The 19,215-nt window shown below is 50.4% G+C and carries 19 protein-coding genes; 14 read left to right on the top strand and 5 right to left on the bottom strand.

The genetic code is table 11. From position 1 onward, the window contains the following. Positions 1–19: 19 nt before the first annotated feature. Positions 20–1,870, bottom strand: a complete 1,851-nt coding sequence (gene sppA / locus A9B99_RS06300) for a signal peptide peptidase SppA (protein ID WP_064595753.1) — start codon at positions 1,868–1,870, stop codon at positions 20–22. A 176-nt stretch (positions 1,871–2,046) separates the two neighbouring features. Between sppA and A9B99_RS06295 the strand changes: the two genes are divergently transcribed. The 4 genes from A9B99_RS06295 to A9B99_RS23085 all read left to right on the top strand — a co-directional run bounded on the left by A9B99_RS06295 (position 2,047) and on the right by A9B99_RS23085 (position 5,936). After that, entirely contained in the window at positions 2,047–2,598 is a 552-nt protein-coding gene (locus A9B99_RS06295) for an NAD(P)H nitroreductase (protein WP_064595751.1), read from the top strand. Positions 2,599–2,716: 118 nt separating this feature from the next. Beyond that, positions 2,717–3,760 carry a selenide, water dikinase SelD gene (gene selD / locus A9B99_RS06290; RefSeq protein ID WP_064595749.1) on the top strand — a complete coding sequence of 348 codons (1,044 nt, stop codon included), beginning with the start codon at positions 2,717–2,719 and terminating at the stop codon, positions 3,758–3,760. Positions 3,761–3,763: 3 nt separating this feature from the next. Further along, positions 3,764–5,734 carry a DNA topoisomerase III gene (locus A9B99_RS06285; RefSeq protein WP_064595746.1) on the top strand — a complete coding sequence of 657 codons (1,971 nt, stop codon included), beginning with the start codon at positions 3,764–3,766 and terminating at the stop codon, positions 5,732–5,734. Further along, positions 5,658–5,936 carry a YnjH family protein gene (locus tag A9B99_RS23085; RefSeq protein WP_074388773.1) on the top strand — a complete coding sequence of 93 codons (279 nt, stop codon included), beginning with the start codon at positions 5,658–5,660 and terminating at the stop codon, positions 5,934–5,936. Before A9B99_RS06285 ends, A9B99_RS23085 begins: the two co-directional genes overlap by 77 nt. Here the strand turns inward: A9B99_RS23085 and A9B99_RS06280 are convergent. After that, the gene (locus A9B99_RS06280) at positions 5,893–6,309 is read right to left on the bottom strand and encodes a pyrimidine (deoxy)nucleoside triphosphate diphosphatase (RefSeq protein WP_064595745.1); all 417 of its coding nucleotides are present in this window, start codon (positions 6,307–6,309) and stop codon (positions 5,893–5,895) included. The two genes, A9B99_RS23085 and A9B99_RS06280, sit on opposite strands and share 44 nt — an antisense overlap. Positions 6,310–6,341: 32 nt before the next feature. Continuing rightward, on the bottom strand, positions 6,342–7,148 hold the full coding sequence (gene xthA, locus A9B99_RS06275) for an exodeoxyribonuclease III (protein ID WP_064595821.1): 807 nt from the start codon (positions 7,146–7,148) through the stop codon (positions 6,342–6,344). Between the two features lie 428 nt (positions 7,149–7,576). Between xthA and A9B99_RS06270 the strand changes: the two genes are divergently transcribed. From A9B99_RS06270 to A9B99_RS06230, 8 genes are all read left to right on the top strand, one after another. Next, positions 7,577–8,797, top strand: a complete 1,221-nt coding sequence (locus A9B99_RS06270) for an aspartate aminotransferase family protein (protein ID WP_064595743.1) — start codon at positions 7,577–7,579, stop codon at positions 8,795–8,797. Then, positions 8,794–9,825: an arginine N-succinyltransferase gene (gene astA, locus A9B99_RS06265; RefSeq protein ID WP_064595741.1), complete on the top strand. Its 1,032-nt coding sequence runs from the start codon at positions 8,794–8,796 to the stop codon at positions 9,823–9,825. The genes A9B99_RS06270 and astA overlap by 4 nt, the downstream gene beginning before the upstream one ends. Further along, the gene (gene astD, locus A9B99_RS06260) at positions 9,825–11,306 is read left to right on the top strand and encodes a succinylglutamate-semialdehyde dehydrogenase (RefSeq protein WP_064595740.1); all 1,482 of its coding nucleotides are present in this window, start codon (positions 9,825–9,827) and stop codon (positions 11,304–11,306) included. Before astA ends, astD begins: the two co-directional genes overlap by 1 nt. After that, complete coding sequence (gene astB, locus A9B99_RS06255) at positions 11,303–12,631, top strand: N-succinylarginine dihydrolase (RefSeq protein WP_064595738.1); 1,329 nt, start codon at positions 11,303–11,305, stop codon at positions 12,629–12,631. The genes astD and astB overlap by 4 nt, the downstream gene beginning before the upstream one ends. A gap of 20 nt (positions 12,632–12,651) precedes the next feature. After that, a complete protein-coding gene (gene astE / locus A9B99_RS06250) occupies positions 12,652–13,638 on the top strand; it encodes a succinylglutamate desuccinylase (protein WP_064595736.1) in 987 nt (328 codons plus the stop codon). Positions 13,639–14,039: 401 nt separating this feature from the next. Next, positions 14,040–14,534 (top strand): ATP-independent periplasmic protein-refolding chaperone Spy, encoded by a 495-nt coding sequence (spy, locus tag A9B99_RS06240; protein WP_064595732.1) that lies wholly within the window; start codon positions 14,040–14,042, stop codon positions 14,532–14,534. A gap of 388 nt (positions 14,535–14,922) precedes the next feature. Beyond that, positions 14,923–15,219, top strand: a complete 297-nt coding sequence (locus A9B99_RS06235; protein ID WP_064595730.1) for a YfcZ/YiiS family protein — start codon at positions 14,923–14,925, stop codon at positions 15,217–15,219. A gap of 436 nt (positions 15,220–15,655) precedes the next feature. Continuing rightward, complete coding sequence (locus A9B99_RS06230; RefSeq protein WP_064595729.1) at positions 15,656–16,204, top strand: HutD family protein; 549 nt, start codon at positions 15,656–15,658, stop codon at positions 16,202–16,204. Between the two features lie 37 nt (positions 16,205–16,241). Here A9B99_RS06230 and yddG read toward each other — a convergent pair whose 3' ends face one another. Continuing rightward, complete coding sequence (yddG, locus tag A9B99_RS06225; RefSeq protein ID WP_064595727.1) at positions 16,242–17,174, bottom strand: aromatic amino acid DMT transporter YddG; 933 nt, start codon at positions 17,172–17,174, stop codon at positions 16,242–16,244. 138 nt (positions 17,175–17,312) lie between these two features. Beyond that, entirely contained in the window at positions 17,313–18,137 is an 825-nt protein-coding gene (gene nadE, locus A9B99_RS06220) for an ammonia-dependent NAD(+) synthetase (RefSeq protein WP_064595725.1), read from the bottom strand. Positions 18,138–18,391: 254 nt separating this feature from the next. On the opposite strand from nadE, the gene osmE reads away from it, so the two are divergent. Together osmE and cedA are read left to right on the top strand one after the other, a co-directional pair. After that, the gene (gene osmE / locus A9B99_RS06215) at positions 18,392–18,730 is read left to right on the top strand and encodes an osmotically-inducible lipoprotein OsmE (RefSeq protein ID WP_064595723.1); all 339 of its coding nucleotides are present in this window, start codon (positions 18,392–18,394) and stop codon (positions 18,728–18,730) included. 196 nt (positions 18,731–18,926) lie between these two features. Further along, on the top strand, positions 18,927–19,160 hold the full coding sequence (gene cedA, locus A9B99_RS06210; protein ID WP_064595721.1) for a cell division activator CedA: 234 nt from the start codon (positions 18,927–18,929) through the stop codon (positions 19,158–19,160). Positions 19,161–19,215: the final 55 nt, after the last annotated feature.

Raw genomic sequence — 19,215 nt, 5'->3', positions numbered from 1 at the left:
ATACCGGGCTGATATCTGGTTAACGAATGTCTGAACAGTTCAGGCACCAGGCATAACGATGGCGCGGGTCATTAAACAGCGCCAGGCTGTTACTCTGCGCCATAATTTCCTTACTGGCACTTGCCAGTGGGGCAGGTAGCATGGCCTGCAATGCATCGGGTAGCATAGCTTTAACCGAACCGTCAAACATGCCAATCACTTTATCCAGCATACTGGGCTCAGACTGGTAATAAACCTGGTGCCACTGCTTGAGTTTTGCCAGCTCAGCCGCTTTTTTCAGTGCATCGTCAAAATCCCCCAGACTGTCCACCAGACCGTTATTTTTGGCATCCTGCCCGGTCCAGACATGCCCCTGGGCAATTTGATCTATCTCGTCCGGCGTTTTATGGCGTGACTGTGCAACCAGTGTAATAAAGCGCTTATAGCCATTTTCAATACTCAGTTGCATCATCTGCTGTACTTCTGGCGGTAAGGCCTGTGTCATGGAGACCTGCGCCAGCGGGGAAGTTGATACCCCATCTGAGTGAACACCAATCGCGCTCAGACTGTTCTCGACAGTGTTGATAACACCAAAGATGCCGATTGAGCCAGTAAGGGTATTGGGGTTGGCAATAATGTAGTTGGCGGGAGTGGAGATCCAGTAGCCTCCAGAAGCTGCCATGCCGCCCATGGACACGACCACCGGTTTTCCAGCCTGGCGTGCTGCAGCCAGCTCTTCACGGATCAATTCAGATGCGTTGACACTACCACCAGGACTGTTCACTCGCAGCACAATCGCTTTGACACTCGGGTCGAGACGGGCTTCACGAATCTGTTCTGCGGTGGTATCCCCCCCCACATTGCCCTGGGTTTCCGGGCCATCCATAATGGCGCCATTCGCGAAAATGACCGCAATAGCTCCACCAGCATCAGACGGTGTTCTTAAAGGATAGTTGTAGATGCTGACTGCCCGGATCTGGTGGTTTTTCTTGTTCCATCCAAACTGCTTAGTGAGTGCTTTTTCCACTTGAGCATGAGTAGCCAGTTCGTCGACCAGTTTGTTATCGAGCGCATATTTAGCGGTGTCGCCACCCGTTTGCTGTAACCCGGCCAGTAAAGCCTGTGCGCCAGGGAAGACCTGTTGCGGCGTGATATTTCGGTTAGCTGCAAGCGTATTCAGGTAATTTTGCCATAGCTCACCAATCCAGCGGCTGTCTGCATCGCGAGCCGCCGGTGACATATCGTCACGGATAAATGGCTCTACTGCTGATTTATAGGTGCCGACCCGGAACACATGAGTGGTGATTTTTAGCTTATCAAGCAGTGATTTATAGTAAAGCCCGCTGGTAGCAAAACCGTGCAGGTCAACTGCACCTTGTGGTGCAAGATAAATTTTATTTGCGAAGCTTGCCAGGTAATACTGGCCCTGACTGTAATTACTGCCATAAGCAATAATCGGTTTGCCACTGTCGCGGAATTCACGCAGCGCTTTGCCAATATACTGCATGGACGGTTGGTCGGCGCCGGCGAAATCTTTTAAGTCCAGTACGATACCGGTGATGTTGTGGTCATCTTTTGCCTGCCGGATTGCATCCACAATATCAAACAGTGAGTTTTCTTGCAGGCGGTCGGAGTTGGCGCCCAACAATTGCCGGCTGATGATACCCAGTTTATTGGTGACAGAAGGTTTATCGACAATCACTCCTGTTATATCCAGAAGCAGGGCACCACGCTGCGGCACCTCCGGAGGCGTGCGTAACTGGTACCACACTCCAACACCAACCAGTACCACCAGAATAAAGATCAGGTTGAGTACCAGATTGCGAAAAAAGCTTAGCAAACGCCATGTCCATGTAAAAAAACCACTAATAATTCGCCAAAGAGTGCGCATGTATTCTCCATATCAATTTCGGTGGGCTCGCCTGGTTCTGATTCAGTGCTGCACCGTACAGTGTCATTATCCTAAATAGCTCGCGCGCAGTTGTCAGCATGAATCGCGGTGGACGCTGTAACAAAACCTGTTGCTGTGTTAATTTTGTGAGTAAAAATTAACACAGGAGCTAACAGATGGACGCACTGGAATTACTGGTTAACCGCCGTAGCGCTTCACGGCTGGCTGAACCCGCACCACAAGGTGATGCGCTGACACAAATTTTACGAGCCGGGATGCGTGCTCCGGATCATGGCGCACTTCAACCGTGGCGTTTTGTGCTGATTGAAGGTGAAGGGCGAGACCGTTTCAGTTCTCTGCTGGAACAGGCGGCTCTGGCAGACAAAATGGATGAAAAAGCAGTAGACAAAGCAAAGAATGCGCCGTTCCGGGCTCCGCTGATTATCACTGTTATCGCACATTGCGAAGCACACCCCAAAGTACCTGTCTGGGAACAGGAAATGTCCGCTGGTTGTGCTGTTATGGCAATGCAGATGGCTGCAGTGGCACAAGGGTATAACGGTATCTGGCGAACAGGAGCATGGACCGGGCACCCACAAGTTCGTGAAGCAATGGCCTGCCGCGAGCAGGATAAAATTGTCGGCTTTTTGTATTTAGGAACACCACAGTTAAAAGCAGCGCCGACAGTTGCTACTCCTGATATGACAAATTTCGTCCGACATTTCTGAGTTATTGATATGACTGCCTGACAGATAAGCAAAACTGTAATTATTCAGACAGTCATACTTACCTCGCTGTCAGAGAATCGTTACCATAGTGGGCAAAAAGACTGACAGGAGATTGTCCATGAGTGAAGAGCCGATTCGTTTAACACAATACAGCCATGGAGCAGGCTGTGGGTGTAAAATCTCGCCAAAAGTTTTGGAAACAATCCTTCATTCGGAGCAGGAAAAATTTTGTGACCCACATTTGCTGGTAGGTAATGAAACCCGCGATGATGCCGCAGTTTATGACCTTGGTAATGGAACCTGCATTATCAGTACTACCGACTTTTTCATGCCTATTGTTGATAGCCCTTTTGATTTTGGCCGCATCGCGGCAACCAACGCTATCAGTGACATCTATGCTATGGGGGGCAAGCCCGTTATGGCGATTGCTATTCTGGGCTGGCCCATAAACAAACTGGCTCCGGAGATTGCTGCACAGGTGGTTGATGGTGGTCGGTTTGCCTGCCGGGAGGCTGGCATTGCGTTGGCGGGTGGGCATTCAATTGATGCGCCTGAACCTATCTTTGGGCTGGCTGTTACTGGCGTGGTGCCTACGGAACGAGTGAAACAAAACTCAACGGCCAGCGCTGGTTGCCAGTTATATCTGACCAAGCCACTGGGGATTGGTGTGCTGACAACGGCGGAGAAAAAAGGATTATTACAACCTGAGCATGTTGGCCTTGCGACTGAAGTCATGTGCCGGATGAACAAAGCTGGTGCAGATTTTGCCGCGTTGGATGGAGTAAAAGCCATGACTGACGTAACAGGTTTTGGCCTGCTGGGGCATTTAAGTGAAATGTGCCAGGGAGCAGGCGTTCAGGCTGAAGTTGTATACAGTAAAGTGCCAACCTTACCTGGCGTTGAAGACTATATTGCTCAGGGATGTGTGCCGGGTGGTACTGAACGTAACTTCGCCAGCTATGGGCATTTAATGGGGGAAATGCCAGCCGCATGGCGTAATTTGCTCTGTGATCCACAAACTTCTGGTGGTTTGTTGCTTGCTGTCAGCCCACAAGCAGAATCTGAGGTAAATGCTGTTGCTGAACAGTATGGCATTACATTGCAGGTGATTGGTGAACTGAAAACCGCACGAGCCGGGCGCCCAATGATAGAGATCCGTTAATCTATGCGGTTGTTTATTGCAGAAAAACCCAGTCTTGGGCGTGCTATTGCGGATGTTTTGCCAAAGCCGCACCGCAAAGGCGATGGCTTTATTGCTTGTGGTGATAACCAGACGGTGACCTGGTGTATTGGCCATCTGTTGGAACAGGCTGAACCTGATGGCTATGATGCACGGTTTTCCCGCTGGAATCTGAGCGATTTGCCTATTGTTCCGCAAAAGTGGCAATTGCGCCCACGGGCCGCTTCCGCCCGGCAACTCAAGGTTGTGGAACGCCTGCTGGGGGAAGCAAGTGAAGTGGTTCATGCGGGTGACCCGGATCGCGAAGGGCAATTACTGGTTGATGAAGTTCTGGATTACCTGCAGCTCGCGCCGCAAAAGCGTCGAGAGGTTAAGCGTTGTCTGATCAATGATCTGAATCCTCAGGCGGTTGAGCGGGCCATAGAGCGTTTGCGTGATAACAGTGAGTTTGTACCGCTATGTGTGTCCGCACTGGCACGGTCTCGTGCAGACTGGCTCTACGGTATTAACATGACGCGAGCCTGGACTCTTGTAGGGCAACGCGCCGGGTTTAAAGGTGTCCTGTCTGTTGGCCGGGTACAAACCCCGGTTTTGGGGCTGGTGGTGCGGCGCGATGAAGAGATAGCGAATTTTGTGCCACGGGATTTCTTTGAAGTCCGGGCGCACATTGTTACCCCACAGGATGAGCGTTTTGTCGCTATCTGGCAGCCCAGCGATTCATGTGAGCCCTGGCAGGACGAAGAAGGGCGGTTGTTACACCGCCCGCTGGCTGAGCATGTGGTCGCCCGCATAACCGGGAAACCAGCGCAGGTAACCAGCTACAGCGATAAACGAGAATCTGAAACCGCACCGCTTCCATTTTCGCTTTCCGCTTTGCAGATAGAAGCGGCAAAACGTTTTGGGCTAAGTGCCCAGAATGTGCTGGATATTTGCCAGAAGCTCTATGAAAGCCACAAACTGATTACCTACCCGCGTTCTGATTGCCGTTACTTGCCGGAGGAACATTTTGCGGGCCGCCATGCTGTGATGAATGCCATCGGTGTGCATGCCCCATCACTACTCCCGCAACCCGCAGTGGATCCCGAGCGGCATAACCGTTGCTGGGATGATAAAAAAGTGGATGCGCACCATGCCATTATCCCCACTGCCCGTACTGCTTCAGTGAAACTTTCTGAAAATGAAGCTAATGTTTATACACTGATAGCCCGACAATACCTTATGCAGTTCTGTGCTGATGCCTGGTACCGCAAATGTGTTATTGAACTGGATATTGCTGGAGGCAAGTTTATCGCCAAAGCCCGTTTTCTGGCTGATGCTGGTTGGCGTGTGCTACTCGGTGGCAAAGAACGTGATGAAGAAAACGATGGTATGCCATTACCGGTGGTCAGCGAAGGCGACACCTTGTTATGTGAGTCTGGCGAAGTGGTGGAGCGTCAAACCCAGCCTCCACGCCATTTCACCGATGCCACATTACTTTCAGCCATGACCGGTATTGCACGCTTTGTTCAGGACAAGGACCTGAAAAAAATCCTGCGTGCGACCGATGGCCTGGGTACTGAAGCCACCCGCGCTGGTATCATTGAATTGCTGTTTCGGCGTAATTTTCTGGAGAAAAAAGGGCGCTATATACACGCCACACCTGCCGGGTGTGCCTTGATTCATTCGCTTCCTGAAAGCGCCGGGCGGCCAGATATGACAGCACACTGGGAATCTGTGCTTACGCAAATCAGTGAAAAACAGTGCCGGTATCAGGATTTTATGCAACCGCTGGTTGCAACCTTACATCAACTTATTGAACAGGCGCGATCTGCACAGCCAGCACAGTTTCGCGGTATTCGGGCTACGCAGGGCGCCACAAGTACGAAAAAAGAGGGAAACCATGGTAAAGCATCTGTTCGCCGTAAGCCTCGTGTTGGGCGTAAGTCTGGGAGCGGCCGCCCAGAACCGGCAGCCTGACGTGCAAGTAAATGTCCCTTCTGAAGTCTTCACTACGCAAGGACAGCAGCAGATTCCGCCTTGTAACCAGTGCTGTATCTACCAGAACCAGAACTATTCGGAAGGTGCCGTCATTAAAATGGAAGGCGTTTTGCTGCAGTGCCAGCGTGATGACCAGGTTATGGGAACAAACCCGCTGATATGGCGGCGGGTGAAACCATGAACGCTTCAAGCAAAGGGATATCTGCCGGTGCCAGTGAATACTGGCGAGCTTCCTGAGGTGTAACCCAAACCAGCTCGCTATGGTGGTGGTTATTGGGGGTACCGGATATGATGGGCACAAACCAGCCATGCAGGTTAATCAGGCGCCCATTTACAGGGCGGCTGTGGCTGGCTATATAGCTTTCTGGTTGTGCGTCTATACCCAGTTCTTCATGCAGTTCCCGGCGTAGCGCCTGTTGTTGGGTTTCCCCCGGCTCAATTTTCCCACCAGGAAATTCCCACAGCCCCGCCTGGTCACCCTGGGGAGGGCGTTGAGCGAGCAACAGCTTGCCATTGTTCACTATGATGGCGGCAACAACCTCAATCACTCCCATAGGTTCTCCCCGGGGTATTTATGATACTGGGCTCAGAGTGAAAATTCAGCCCAAACAGGGGCATGATCGCTGGGTTTTTCCATTGCACGAATCTCGTAATCAATCCCGACACCTGTGCAACGGCTTGCCAGTGGCTCACTTGCCAGTAACAAGTCAATGCGCAGCCCGCGGTTTTCGTCGAAGCCACGGGAGCGGTAATCAAACCACGAAAACTTATCCTGAGTATCCGGGTGAGCGGCACGGAAGGTATCGACCAGGCCCCACTCCAGCAGACGAGCCATCCACTCACGCTCTTCCGGCAGGAAGGAGCATTTTCCTGTGCGCAGCCAGCGTTTACGGCTATCTTCGCCAATACCGATGTCGTTATCTGTTGGGCTGATGTTCATGTCACCCATAATCAGTACCGGATTGGTGCTGTTGAGGGACGTGGTCAGGTAATCCTGAAGGTCGGCGTAGAACCGTTGTTTAGCAGGGAATTTCACCGGATGTTCACGGCTTTCACCCTGCGGAAAATAGCCGTTAATCACTGTCAGTGTTCCCAATTCGGTTGGGATATCTGCCATGATTATGCGCCGCTGCGCGTCTTCGTCGTCGCCTGGAAAACCCCGCCTTACTGCCAGTGGCTCTGCTTTTGTTAACAGGGCAACCCCATAATGGCCTTTCTGCCCGTGGAAAAAAACGTGGTAACCCAGCTTCGCGACGTCTTCGAGCGGAAACATGTCGTCGTGTACTTTGGTTTCCTGCAGCCCAATAACATCTGGCTGGTGTTGTGCCACGATGGCTTCCAGTTGGTGTGGTCTTGCACGCAGTCCATTGATATTAAAAGAGATAAACTTCATCGTTCTGCTCCGCCCTGAAACAAATTTAAAACGGGATGTTAACAGAAAACCCAGGGTTGTGCTCTTCATTCCTGACAGTTTACTGCTCTTGTTGTGAAAGGTTCCTGCACTTGACAGGTGCATGAGGCACTAAAAAAGTGCGTTTCGAGTGAATATATTCCATGTCTGATCACAGAATCAGCATGATCTTTTATAGATGCATATATTTTCTTCTTTTTATCTTGCAAGTGGCGTCATGAAGTAAATTTATTCACTTTTTATGCAGAATAAGTGAATAGAGAGCTTTGTAACTTATTGATTTTTTGTTTTCAAAACAGTGTTATTCATTTTTATCTATTGGCTGGCACGTTCCCTGCAATCTACATTAGTTATCAGTAATTCTTTTTTTACATAAATAAAACATTTGATTAACTAAGGCAGGCGTAATTATGGTTCAGCAAGTCACCCGGGAACAATTCGATGAGTTTATGGTTCCTGTCTATGCCCCGGCACCTTTCATACCGGTGCGGGCGGAAGGATCACGTCTGTGGGACCAGCAGGGTAATGAGTACATTGATTTTGCCGGAGGGATTGCTGTTAATGCGCTTGGCCATGCACATCCGGCCCTGAGAGAAGCTCTGGCGGAGCAGGCTGCAAAACTGTGGCATACCGGGAATGGCTACACGAATGAACCTATTTTACAACTTGCGCGCCAGATAACGGAAGCCACCTTCGCGGACAAAGTCTTTTTCTGTAATTCAGGTGCTGAAGCCAATGAAGCTGCACTGAAACTGGCACGTAAATATGCCCATGACCAGTCAGATGGTGATAAAAGCCAGATTATTGCCTTCAATAATGCGTTCCATGGCCGCACGTTGTTTACTGTGAGCACGGGGGGGCAACCGGCTTATTCCCGGGATTTTGCGCCGCTCCCGCCGCAGATTGACCATGTTACATTTAACGATCTCGAGTCTGTCCGTGCGGTGATGAGTGAAAAAACCTGTGCGGTCATTGTTGAGCCGATTCAGGGAGAAGGCGGGGTAATCCCGGCATCTCCCGCTTTCCTGCAAGGTTTGCGTACATTGTGTGACCAGTTCAATGCCCTTCTGATATTTGATGAAGTTCAAACAGGTGTTGGCAGAACAGGAGATTTGTACGCATACCAGCATTACGGTGTGGTGCCTGATATTTTGACTACGGCCAAAGCACTTGGCGGTGGCTTTCCGATTGGCGCGATGTTAACTACCGCGCGAATTGCCACGCACTTCACACCAGGCACGCATGGCACAACTTATGGCGGGAACGCACTGGCTGGCGCCGTTGCCGGGTGTGCGTTCTCGCTTATCAATACACCTGAAATGCTTGCAGGTGTTAAGCATCGCCACGCCCTGTTTGTTGCGCAGCTTGATGAGCTGAATCACCACCTGGGATTGTTTCGTGATATCCGTGGCATGGGGCTGCTGATTGGCTGCGAACTGAATGAGGCGCATGCGGGGAAAGCCAAACTGATTTCGCAGCGAGCGGCACAGGAAGGGGTAATGATTCTGATTGCCGGAGCGGGTGTAGTGCGGTTTGCCCCGGCACTGAATATACCTGAAGAAGATATTCGCGAAGGGCTAAGCCGGCTGAAACGTGCCTGTGAAGCTTTGATTGCGGAGGGCGCGTTATGATGGTTATTCGCCCTGTCAGGCATGATGATTTGGCCGGGTTATTACACCTTGCCAGTAAGACAGGTGGCGGCCTGACTTCTCTGCCTGAAGATGCGGATACACTGCGCGCCCGTATTTCCCGTTCTGTTGATACCTGGGCTGGTGTTTTGCCTCGTGCTGAACAAGGCTATGTCTTTGTTCTCGAGGATACAGAGCGTGGGCAGGTGGCAGGCATTTGCGCTATTGAGGTTGCCGTGGGGCTGAAGGAACCCTGGTATAATTACCGGGTTGGTACTTTGGTTCATGCTTCAAAAGAGCTGGATATTTATAATGCATTACCCACGCTGTTTCTCAGTAATGATCATACTGGCAGTAGTGAATTGTGTACGCTCTTTTTAGATCCAGACTGGCGGCACTCCTCAAATGGCTACTTGCTCTCCAAGTCCCGATTCCTGTTTATGGCCGCGTTCAAAGAAGCGTTCAGTAATAAAGTGGTGGCAGAGATGCGCGGCGTCATTGATGAACAAGGCTTTTCACCGTTTTGGGAGAGTTTGGGGCAGCGTTTCTTCTCGATGCCTTTTTCTCGGGCAGATTATTTGTGCGGAACTGGCCAGAAAGCATTCATTGCAGAATTGATGCCCAAACATCCTATTTATACCGACTTTCTGTCTGAACAGGCGCGCGCTGTGATTGGTGAAGTTCACCCCCAGACGGCACCTGCCCGCCGTGTGCTGGAAAAAGAAGGTTTCCGTTACCAGAACTATATCGATATTTTTGATGGCGGCCCGACACTGGAGTGCGAGCTGAGCGCTATCAGGACGGTTGCCGGCAGCCGGCAGCTCACTGTGAAAATTTGTGAGGCTCAACAGAATACACTGCCACTGTGTCTGGTAGCGAATGACGATTACGAAAATTACCGCGCAACATTAGTTCATGCAGACCCACAGGGAACATACCTGGAGATGGATGCGACAACCGCAAATGTACTGAATTGCCGGGCGGGTAGCACTGTACGGTTGGTGCAGTTATGCCCGGAGGAGACAAAATAATGACACAGTGGATTAATGGTGAATGGCTACCCGGTACTGCTGGTGCCATGGAAAAGCGCGATCCAGTAAACCTGGATTTATTATGGCAGGGTCGCAGTGCTGACAGCCTCCAGGTAAACCAGGCATGCCAGGCTGCACGCGGTGCATTTCCTGGCTGGGCCCGTCGCACGAGGCCTGAACGCCAGACTATTATTGAAGCCTTTGTTGGGTTACTGGAACAACATAAAACCCGGCTCACGACAACCATCGCTCGTGAAACAGCTAAACCCCGCTGGGAAGCGGAGACTGAAGTGACAGCGATGATCAACAAGCTGGCTATCTCAGTCAAAGCGTATGAGCAGCGTACAGGTGAACAGGTGTCACCACTGGCAGATGGCGCTGCTTCATTACGCCATCGCCCGCATGGCGTACTGGCTGTCTTCGGGCCGTATAATTTCCCAGGCCACCTGCCTAACGGACATATTATTCCGGCACTACTGGCAGGAAATACGGTGGTGTTTAAGCCCAGCGAACTGACGCCAGGCACTGGCGAATGTGTTATGCGTTTATGGGAACTGGCCGGTATTCCTGCGGGGGTTATCAATCTGCTGCAGGGGGGGCGGGAAACCGGGCAGGCGCTGGCCGCTAACCCTGAGCTTGACGGTTTGCTGTTTACCGGAAGCTCCGGTACCGGTTTCCAGTTACACCAGCAATTCGCCGGGCAACCGGACAAAATTTTGGCACTGGAAATGGGCGGCAATAACCCTCTGATAGTTGACGACCCTGTTGATATTGACGCAGCTGTACATATCGCTATTCAGTCTGCTTTTATTACCGCGGGCCAGCGTTGTACCTGTGCTCGTCGCCTGCTCGTGAAAAATGGTCCGCAAGGAGATGCATTTTTAGCGCGTTTGCTGGAAGTCGCAGGCCGTATTAAGCCCGGTGCGTGGGACAATGATCCGCAACCCTTTATGGGAGGCCTGGTTTCAGCCAAGGCTGCTTTGCATGTATTAAAGGCCTGGCAAGGGCATCTGGACCGCGGTGGAAAGCCTTTACTCACGCCGCGCATCCTTGAGACGGGGACATCACTGATAACCCCTGGAATCGTCCTGGTCAACATGGCGCAAGAGGTGCCGGATGAAGAGGTGTTTGGCCCGTTGTTGACAGTATTGCGTTACGACACACTGGATGATGCTATTACTCTGGCAAACCAGACGCGCTTTGGCCTTTCATGCGGGTTGATTTCACCGGCCCGTGCGGCATTTGACCGGTTATTAATTGAGGCGCGAGCCGGGATTGTTAACTGGAACAAACCGTTAACCGGTGCGGCCAGTAGCGCGCCTTTTGGTGGCGTTGGAGCATCTGGCAATCATCGTCCGGGTGCCTGGTATGCCGCAGATTACTGCGCCTGGCCCATGGCTTCACTGGAAAGTGACAGCCTGATAATGCCGAAAACACTTAACCCAGGGCTGGATTTTAGCGCCGGAGAGCAGCAGGCATGAGAGTTCGTGAAGCAAATTTCGATGGTTTACCCGGGTTAACTCACCACTATGCAGGTCTGTCATTTGGTAATGAGGCATCTGCGCGCCATCAGTACCAGGTATCGAACCCAAAACTGGCAGCCAAACAAAGTCTGCTGAAAATGAAAACCCTGGCGGATGCCGGGTTTTGGCAGGGGGTGATTCCACCACAGGCCCGGCCTAATATTCCGGTTTTACGCCAGCTTGGTTTTACCGGGCGTGACAGCGAGGTGTTGGCAAAAGTCTGGAAGTATTCGCCAGACCTGTTGTCTGCAGCCAGTTCTGCGTCATCAATGTGGGTGGCTAATGCGGCAACAGTTTGTCCTTCAGCCGATGCGATGGACAAACGAGTGCATTTTACTGTTGCCAACCTGAATAATAAATTTCACCGGTCAAGTGAAGCGCAGCAAACAGAACGCACCCTGCGAGCGATATTTGCTTCCGGGAAACATTTTTCTGTCCATGAGGCACTACCGCAGGTGGACTTATTTGGCGATGAAGGGGCCGCTAACCATAATCGTTTTGGTGGCGCTTATGGTGAGCCGGGGCTTCAGCTCTTTATTTATGGGCGTCAGGGTAACACAAATGGGCTTGCACCTTCTCGTTATCCAGCTCGTCAGACCCGGGAAGCCAGTGAAGCCGTGGCCCGCCTGAATCGGGTGAGGCCTCAGTCATTACTCTTCGCACAGCAAAACCCCGCAGTGATTGATCAGGGGGTATTTCATAATGATGTTATTGCGGTCAGTAACCAGCAAGTATTGTTCTGCCATGAACAGGCGTTTGTCGACCAACAGGCCTTGTTAAGTACTCTTCATGAGCGCGTTCCGGGTTTTTGCCCGCTGGTTGTTCCTTCCCAGGCAGTATCTGTTGCAGATGCGGTAAATACCTATCTGTTTAACAGCCAGTTGCTGAGTCACGAATCGGGGGGAATGACTCTGGTTTTACCACAGGAAGCGCGTGAGCATGAAGGTGTCTGGCAGTACCTGAATTTTCTGTTGGCTGAAGATAACCCGATTGAGCGGTTGCACGTTTTCGACTTACGGGAAAGTATGGCTAACGGTGGAGGGCCTGCCTGCCTGCGCCTGCGAGTGGTTTTGACCGAAGACGAATACCAGGCGGCTAATCCGGCAGTAATAATGAATGATACTCTGTTCACTGTGCTGAATCAGTGGGTTGACCGTTGGTATCGTGACCGCCTGACTCAGGCCGACTTAGTGGACCCACAATTATTGCAAGAGGGGCAGGATGCGCTTGATGAACTGACCCGAATACTTAACCTCGGTGCTGTTTACCCATTTCAGCAATAGCTGCGCAGGGAGATGTAATAATGGATGAGTTTGTACAAAAGACACTGGCGGGGTTGGTTCCTGCACAAACAAAAGGAGAAGGCCCCGGGTTTCGCTGGCAATGGCTGGAGCAGGGGGTTATCCGGCTAACACCACACAGTAAGGTGACTCAGTCGTTAATATTGTCAGCCGGAATCCATGGCAATGAAACAGCGCCAGTGGAAATATTATCGCAAGTGCTTGATGCTCTGTGGCGGGGTGACATCAATTTATGCTGGGATGTCCTGGTTGTGTTAGGTAATCCACTGGCACTGCAAACCGGTAAGCGCTACCAGGCCTGCGACCTTAACCGCCTGTTTGGTGGGCGTTGGGCGAAACTCGAACCAGGCACTGAATGTGCGAGAGCTGAGTTGCTTGAACAGGTGGTGGGTGACTTTTTCGCAAACTGCGCTCCGGTTCGCTGGCATTTGGATATGCACACAGCCATTCGCGGCTCACTCCACCCGCGTTTTGGGGTGTTACCTGCCCGTAATACCGCCTGGCCTGCGGCTTTTTTGCACTGGCTGGAGCTGGCCGGTTTGGAAGCACTGGTCTTTCACCAGACACCGGGGGGAACCTTCACACATTTTACAGCGCAATATTATGATGCTCTCAGTTGCACAATGGAACTGGGTAAAGCAATGCCATTTGGGCAGAATAATTTGAGTGTGTTCTCTGTAACCCGCCATGCACTGGGAGAATTGTTAGGTCGTGGCCCGGAGACGTTGCTGGCTCAGCAGCAACCTGTTGCGCGTTGCTACAAGGTTAGCCAGCAGTTAACGCGCACCGGGGAGAAATTTATTCTGCACATTCCTGATGATACGGTAAATTTCACACCGTTCAGTAAGGGGGTGTTATTGGCAGAGGATGGTAAGAATAAACAGGTCGTTCAGCAAGAAACCGAGTATGTGTTGTTTCCCAACCCGCTGGTGGCACAAGGTCTCCGTGCCGGGTTGATGCTGACAGAAATACCACATCCGTATGGGTAAGGATCCTGCGCCAGACAGCGGTTATGTGCCATGGACGGTACAGCTATGCGGCTCAGGCAGTGCTGTGTCAGCATAGCCAGAATGCTGGAACACACAACCAGCACCATTCTGATATTGCACCCAGCCATGGAATAAATAAATCAGTGAATATGCCTTTTCTTTATGCTAAATTAACAATTAATAATGAACTCTTCGCCATTATTTAAATATATCCTCATTAATTCTCCTTATTTTAATCATAATTGGCTTATTTTTGCTTTTTATCCTTTCATGGCTTTACGCTCGTTTTGGTTTGTTGACGAATTAGCACGTAGAATTATTTTCGTCAACGCAACAGAATGTTGTTGCTTATTTAAATGAATCCGCAATTTCGGGTTTGTTCTATAAAGAAAGGATAATATATGCGTAAGTTAACTGCGATTTTAGTAGCATCTGGTCTGGCCCTTGGCGCAGCTAATCTGGCCCACGCGAATGATACCTCTGCACAGACTTCAGATAATGGCCGTCCAATGATGAAACACCACCGTGGTCATCCCGGTGGCCCTGAAGGGATGATGTTCCGTGGACTGAATCTGTCAGATGCCCAGAAACAGCAAATCCGCGATATCATGAAAGCGCAACGCGAAGAAATGAAACGCCCGTCAGTGGAAGAGCGTCAGGCAATGCACGATATTATTGCCAGTGATACATTTGACAGCGCAAAAGCGCAGGCTCAGGTGGATAAAATGTCACAGCAAAACAAACAGCGTATGCTGGCTCGCATGGAAGCGCAGAACAAGATGTACAACATCCTGACACCTGAGCAGAAAAAGCAATTTAATGCTAATTTTGAGAAGCATCTTAAAGATAATGGCCCTGCAGAAGGTAAAATGCCTCCTCCACCAGCCGCTGAGTAATCAGGCTAAACCAGATTGAATATGGTGCGGCACACTCATAATACGTAAGCTAAACTTATTCAGAACCGTCATTTTTGCCCATCAAATGTAGTACAGGTGGGCATGGGTGGCGGTTCTATTTTTTAACGGCAGACTAATCTTATTTTTTCTTTCACTTTATTTATTTGTTGTCATTAGCAAAACATGTCGGCATAACCAGATCAAAGAAACCCGGTAGGGGAATTGTGCGTAATCGCGGGTTATTATGATCCTGGTCAATCTACACAGAAAGGCATTGCGGTTTATACTATCACCATGTTTATATGCCGGTGGCTTTCAGGTTGGCGCCTTTTGTACCACCTGGCGTGTTGTATCAATCACTGTATCAACAATAACCATGGAATAGCAGATGAAAACAACCTGTGATAGCACGTCAACACGTGAAAAAGAGACCTGTGGCTGCATGGATGTCGGCACCATTCTCGACAATGCAGATTGCGTCGCAACTTACAGCAAACAGTTTGCGACTAAAGAGGACGCGCTGGCCGCTCAGGAATCACTGGTCGCCAAAGCCCGGAGTATTGAATCTGAACCTTGCCAGATTTCCGCAGATTTAACTCAGGTGGGCAATGCTTACCAACTTGATATGAGTTTTGTATTCAGCTGCCAGGCTGAAACACTGATTTTTCAGTTAGGTACTCGTTAATTTCCAGCCACAGGGATGAGGTTACCCTCATCCCTGTGGCTTGTGTACTGCTGCCTTTCCCTTCCCAGAGTTTGCCCAGGATCGTGTTTTTACGACACCGATGACCAAAAAAACATCACTGATTTATAGTGCCTATTGCCAGCAGATTTTTTATAGATATTCTCATATATCAGCGACACAGCATGCATGGTGGTTGGGTATAGCGAATGTGTACCTTCTCCAGCCATGTCAATAGCACAAATAAAGCATGCCCTGATTAATGCCGGTAGCATTTTGTACGCCAGGTAATATGGCGGTGGGGAATGCGATAAAAGTACGCTGCACTCGGTGCCAGGAATGGCAATACCTTGGCTTCAGGGGATTTCGCACGTTATACGTGTATTTTATGGTGGGTATGAGAGCCGGCTAAGAATGACGGCAGGCTCCAGGAGTCACAATGGAATTTTTCGAACTGAGCAAACTCCCGGTTAACTTGTGGCGTAATGGCGCGGGTGAATCCAGGGAGATTTGTTGCTTTCCTCCGGATACGGGTAATTTCAACTGGCGAGCGAGTATTGCTTCCCTCGCCAGTAGTGGTGAGTTTGCTTCCTTTGCCAATGTGGACAGGGCGATAACCTTACTGGAAGGGGGGGAAGTGTTGCTGGATGGTGTGGGCAATTCCGGGCATGTGCTAAAACGCCATCAGCCCTTTTTTTTCCCGGGCGATAAACGTGTTTATGCGGAATTGACCCAGGGGATGATGTCAATGAACTTTAACCTGATTACCCAACGGGCGCGTTGCAAGGCGCGAACACGCGTGGCGGACAGAACCTTTAGTACACTGGGTACCCGGGGAGGAATAGCTTACGTATTGAGTGGTGAGTGGCAGTTTGGTGACAAACTATTACGCCCGGACCAGGGCGCCTGGTGGGGTGATGGGTTGCACACTGTCAGGTTATTAAAAAATACCGGCACATTGCTCTATAGCGAAATCACCTATCTCTAGCCCGTGCTGACTCCGGCCTGAACGCCGGAGTTTGGTATTATTCTTTGGCTGAAGAGGTGGATACAAGGTCTGAATGTGCTGAGGCCCGGCGTGTTGCCAGCCAGCACAGCAGAGAACCCGCTACGACCAAAAACACACCCTGCCAGAACCCCCACCCTGGTGTCAGACCCAGCCATAATGAAGCAATGAAGGCCGAAAGCACTGGCGTGAAATAAGAGGCTGTTGCCAGTAGTGTCAGGTTGCCATGTTGCAAACCATGATTCCAGGCTGAGTAGGCAACAGCGGTTGAAATTCCCATAAACAGTAGCTCAGGCATTGTTCCGCTATTGATATGCATGGGAGGTTGTGGAAAAAGCAGGTATTTCACCCATAGCACCAGTGCCGTAGCACAGAAAAAAAGTGGCACAGGGTTTTGCCCGTCAGACCAGCGACGGGTAAGATTGCAATAGAGAGCCCAAATAATTGCTGCACCGAATGCCAGCCCGTATGCAACAGGGTTACCCGCCAGGTTATGTACAAGCATTGCCGGGCTCCAGTCACTATCGCCTCGCATCACCTGTATAACACCGCCAAGTGCCAGTAACAGGCCGGGCACAATAAACCATTGCGCCCGTTGCTGGTTAATATACAGTGCGAACAGTAGTGTAAGACCCGGCCATAAATAATTGATCATGCCCATTTCAAGTGCTTGTGTGCGAGAGCTGGCAAGACCAACCGCCAGTGCCAGGCTGATTTCATACACCACAAACAGTGTGCCTGCTGCCAACATGTGCCATGACAGTACCAGTTGAAGCAATGCCTGCCTGTTACTTATAACCAGGCACAGGGCACTCACGGTGTAGATAAGCGCGGCGCCGCCTGTTGGCCCAAGCGCTTCACTGATACTGCGCAGTAGCCCGACAGATGTGCTCCAGAGCACTATTGCCAGCAACCCGGCAATAGTGGCCCGGGGGCCAGTTAAACAGGGCATAATCGTTATCCTGAATGGAGAAGCGGCCTGTTGCCAGACCGCGATAAGAGAAGAAATAACCAGCCGGAAGAAAAACGATTATTTTTTCAGTGTCGCTGTGTTAGCCCTGAAAAATAATCGATGAAAATGACAGGCGGCTTATTTCCAAAAATCATCGAATACAGTAATTGGCGGGCGGCGCTTGTGCTCGGTTTTAATATACCAGCTCTCAATAATCTGGCTGACTGCGTTGTCGAGGGTTTTGCCTTCCAGATAGTCGTCAATTTGTGCGTAGGTTACCCCCAGAGCTGCTTCATCGGGCAGAGAAGGGCGGTCATCTTCCAGATCCGCAGTGGGGGCTTTGATATATAAATGTTCCGGGCAGCCAAGTGATTGCAGTAACTGTTTACCCTGGCGTTTATTCAGACGGAAAATAGGGTTGATATCGGTACCTCCATCACCGTATTTGGTGAAGAAACCAGTAACTGCTTCTGCTGCGTGGTCCGTTCCCACCACAACACCATGAGTCATGCCGGCAATGCTGTATTGTGCTTTCATTCTTTCGCGGGCCTTTTCATTGCCGCGCACAAAATCACTCAGTGTAATACCGGCATCTTTTAATGTTTGTTCGCTTGCCAGTACGGCTGCTTTAATATTTACCGTCAATACCCGGTCTGGCTGGATAAAGTTGATAGCATCCTGGCAATCCTGCTCATCGGCCTGGACACCATAAGGCAGGCGAACAGCAATAAACTGGTAGCTGTTATCACCTGTTTCCTCACGCAATTCGCGAATTGCCATCTGGCAGAGTGTACCTGTCAGTGTGGAGTCCTGCCCGCCACTCAGGCCCAGAACCAGGCTTTTTAAGAAGGGGTAGCGCGAAAGGTAAGCTTTGAGAAAGTCGACACTACGCCGAATTTCTTGCTGAGGGTCGATTTGTGGTTGTACACCTAACGCCTGAATAATTTCTTGTTGCAAAGTCATTTGGGCCTCTCCTGTCCGCGGGCCTGATAAGGCCTGGTGGCAAAAAACAGATATGCTAAAGCTACCGCTTTGCCATTAAAACAACAAGCTGTGTACAATAGTAAAAACCTCTGAGTGCTGGAAATTAAAGCAGTTTTACGCAAATTTTCCTGGAAAAGAATAGTCTTAAAGTGGTTCAATTTCTGCTATCAGGTTGAAAAAACGGGGGCAGTCAACCAGGCTTGACTGGAACCGCAACGAAAGGAGGATAAAATATGAACAAAAATGTAACAGGGTTAGTCATGGTGGCGGCGGCACTGGCAGTCCTTGCGGGCTGTACAACTTATGACAGAGCAAAAGATCAATTTACTGAACCTGTCGTGAAAGATGTTAAAAAAGGTATGACGCGTGAGCAGGTAAGCCAGATTGCCGGTAAGCCCGCGTCTGAAGTCACGATGATCCATGCCCGCGGCACATGCCAGACGTATATTCTCGGCAAACGGGACGGGCAAATGGAAACCTATTTTGTCGCGCTGGATGACACGGGGCATGTTATGAACTCCGGGTATCAAACCTGCGCAGAATATGACTCAGATCCGCAAACTCATAAATAATCTTTTGTGGCTTTTGTCAGCACTGTACCTAAAATGCCAAAAAACGATTTTCAGACCGTTTTTTGGCATTTCCCACCCAATCAGTGAGCTGGCGCACCAGAGAGTAATCATATTGCCATTTTCAGAGAAAGCACCGCGGGGAAAAATCCGTTATTATGGGTGCTACTGTTAACGTGTTTTATTGTATTTTCCCGTTATGAAAACATTTCGTCACCCAAATAAAGCGATTATTACGTATAAACCGCGAGTGGAGCCTGCTCCGCCTGAGCACGCATGGCGTGTGGAAGGTTTCAAAGATGTCTATTTATTGCGTGGCAACTATGTCGCTTTTGTGCTGGTTGGCAGCAGTTTCCAGCGCTCACCTGTTTTCACGTTACCTGAATCTGCCCAGCGCTGGGCAAACCAGGTGCGACAGGAAAATGATGTTTAAATAAGCGGACAGATATTATGAATCCCTAACCGCCCCATTTCAGGAGCGGTTTTTC

The sequence above is a fragment of the Mangrovibacter phragmitis genome (assembly GCF_001655675.1).
GTDB classification, from domain to species: domain Bacteria; phylum Pseudomonadota; class Gammaproteobacteria; order Enterobacterales; family Enterobacteriaceae; genus Mangrovibacter; species Mangrovibacter phragmitis.
This window is presented reverse-complemented; position numbering and strand designations above follow the sequence as displayed.

What these genes read in the sequence shown, in the direction of transcription:
- sppA (WP_064595753.1), bottom strand. Translation starts at nt 1,870, where the DNA reads ATGCGCACTCTTTGGCGAATTATTAGTGGTTTTTTTACATGGACATGG.
- A9B99_RS06295 (WP_064595751.1), top strand. Translation starts at nt 2,047, where the DNA reads ATGGACGCACTGGAATTACTGGTTAACCGCCGTAGCGCTTCACGGCTG.
- selD (WP_064595749.1), top strand. Translation starts at nt 2,717, where the DNA reads ATGAGTGAAGAGCCGATTCGTTTAACACAATACAGCCATGGAGCAGGC.
- A9B99_RS06285 (WP_064595746.1), top strand. Translation starts at nt 3,764, where the DNA reads ATGCGGTTGTTTATTGCAGAAAAACCCAGTCTTGGGCGTGCTATTGCG.
- A9B99_RS23085 (WP_074388773.1), top strand. Translation starts at nt 5,658, where the DNA reads ATGGTAAAGCATCTGTTCGCCGTAAGCCTCGTGTTGGGCGTAAGTCTG.
- A9B99_RS06280 (WP_064595745.1), bottom strand. Translation starts at nt 6,309, where the DNA reads ATGGGAGTGATTGAGGTTGTTGCCGCCATCATAGTGAACAATGGCAAG.
- xthA (WP_064595821.1), bottom strand. Translation starts at nt 7,148, where the DNA reads ATGAAGTTTATCTCTTTTAATATCAATGGACTGCGTGCAAGACCACAC.
- A9B99_RS06270 (WP_064595743.1), top strand. Translation starts at nt 7,577, where the DNA reads ATGGTTCAGCAAGTCACCCGGGAACAATTCGATGAGTTTATGGTTCCT.
- astA (WP_064595741.1), top strand. Translation starts at nt 8,794, where the DNA reads ATGATGGTTATTCGCCCTGTCAGGCATGATGATTTGGCCGGGTTATTA.
- astD (WP_064595740.1), top strand. Translation starts at nt 9,825, where the DNA reads ATGACACAGTGGATTAATGGTGAATGGCTACCCGGTACTGCTGGTGCC.
- astB (WP_064595738.1), top strand. Translation starts at nt 11,303, where the DNA reads ATGAGAGTTCGTGAAGCAAATTTCGATGGTTTACCCGGGTTAACTCAC.
- astE (WP_064595736.1), top strand. Translation starts at nt 12,652, where the DNA reads ATGGATGAGTTTGTACAAAAGACACTGGCGGGGTTGGTTCCTGCACAA.
- spy (WP_064595732.1), top strand. Translation starts at nt 14,040, where the DNA reads ATGCGTAAGTTAACTGCGATTTTAGTAGCATCTGGTCTGGCCCTTGGC.
- A9B99_RS06235 (WP_064595730.1), top strand. Translation starts at nt 14,923, where the DNA reads ATGAAAACAACCTGTGATAGCACGTCAACACGTGAAAAAGAGACCTGT.
- A9B99_RS06230 (WP_064595729.1), top strand. Translation starts at nt 15,656, where the DNA reads ATGGAATTTTTCGAACTGAGCAAACTCCCGGTTAACTTGTGGCGTAAT.
- yddG (WP_064595727.1), bottom strand. Translation starts at nt 17,174, where the DNA reads ATGCCCTGTTTAACTGGCCCCCGGGCCACTATTGCCGGGTTGCTGGCA.
- nadE (WP_064595725.1), bottom strand. Translation starts at nt 18,137, where the DNA reads ATGACTTTGCAACAAGAAATTATTCAGGCGTTAGGTGTACAACCACAA.
- osmE (WP_064595723.1), top strand. Translation starts at nt 18,392, where the DNA reads ATGAACAAAAATGTAACAGGGTTAGTCATGGTGGCGGCGGCACTGGCA.
- cedA (WP_064595721.1), top strand. Translation starts at nt 18,927, where the DNA reads ATGAAAACATTTCGTCACCCAAATAAAGCGATTATTACGTATAAACCG.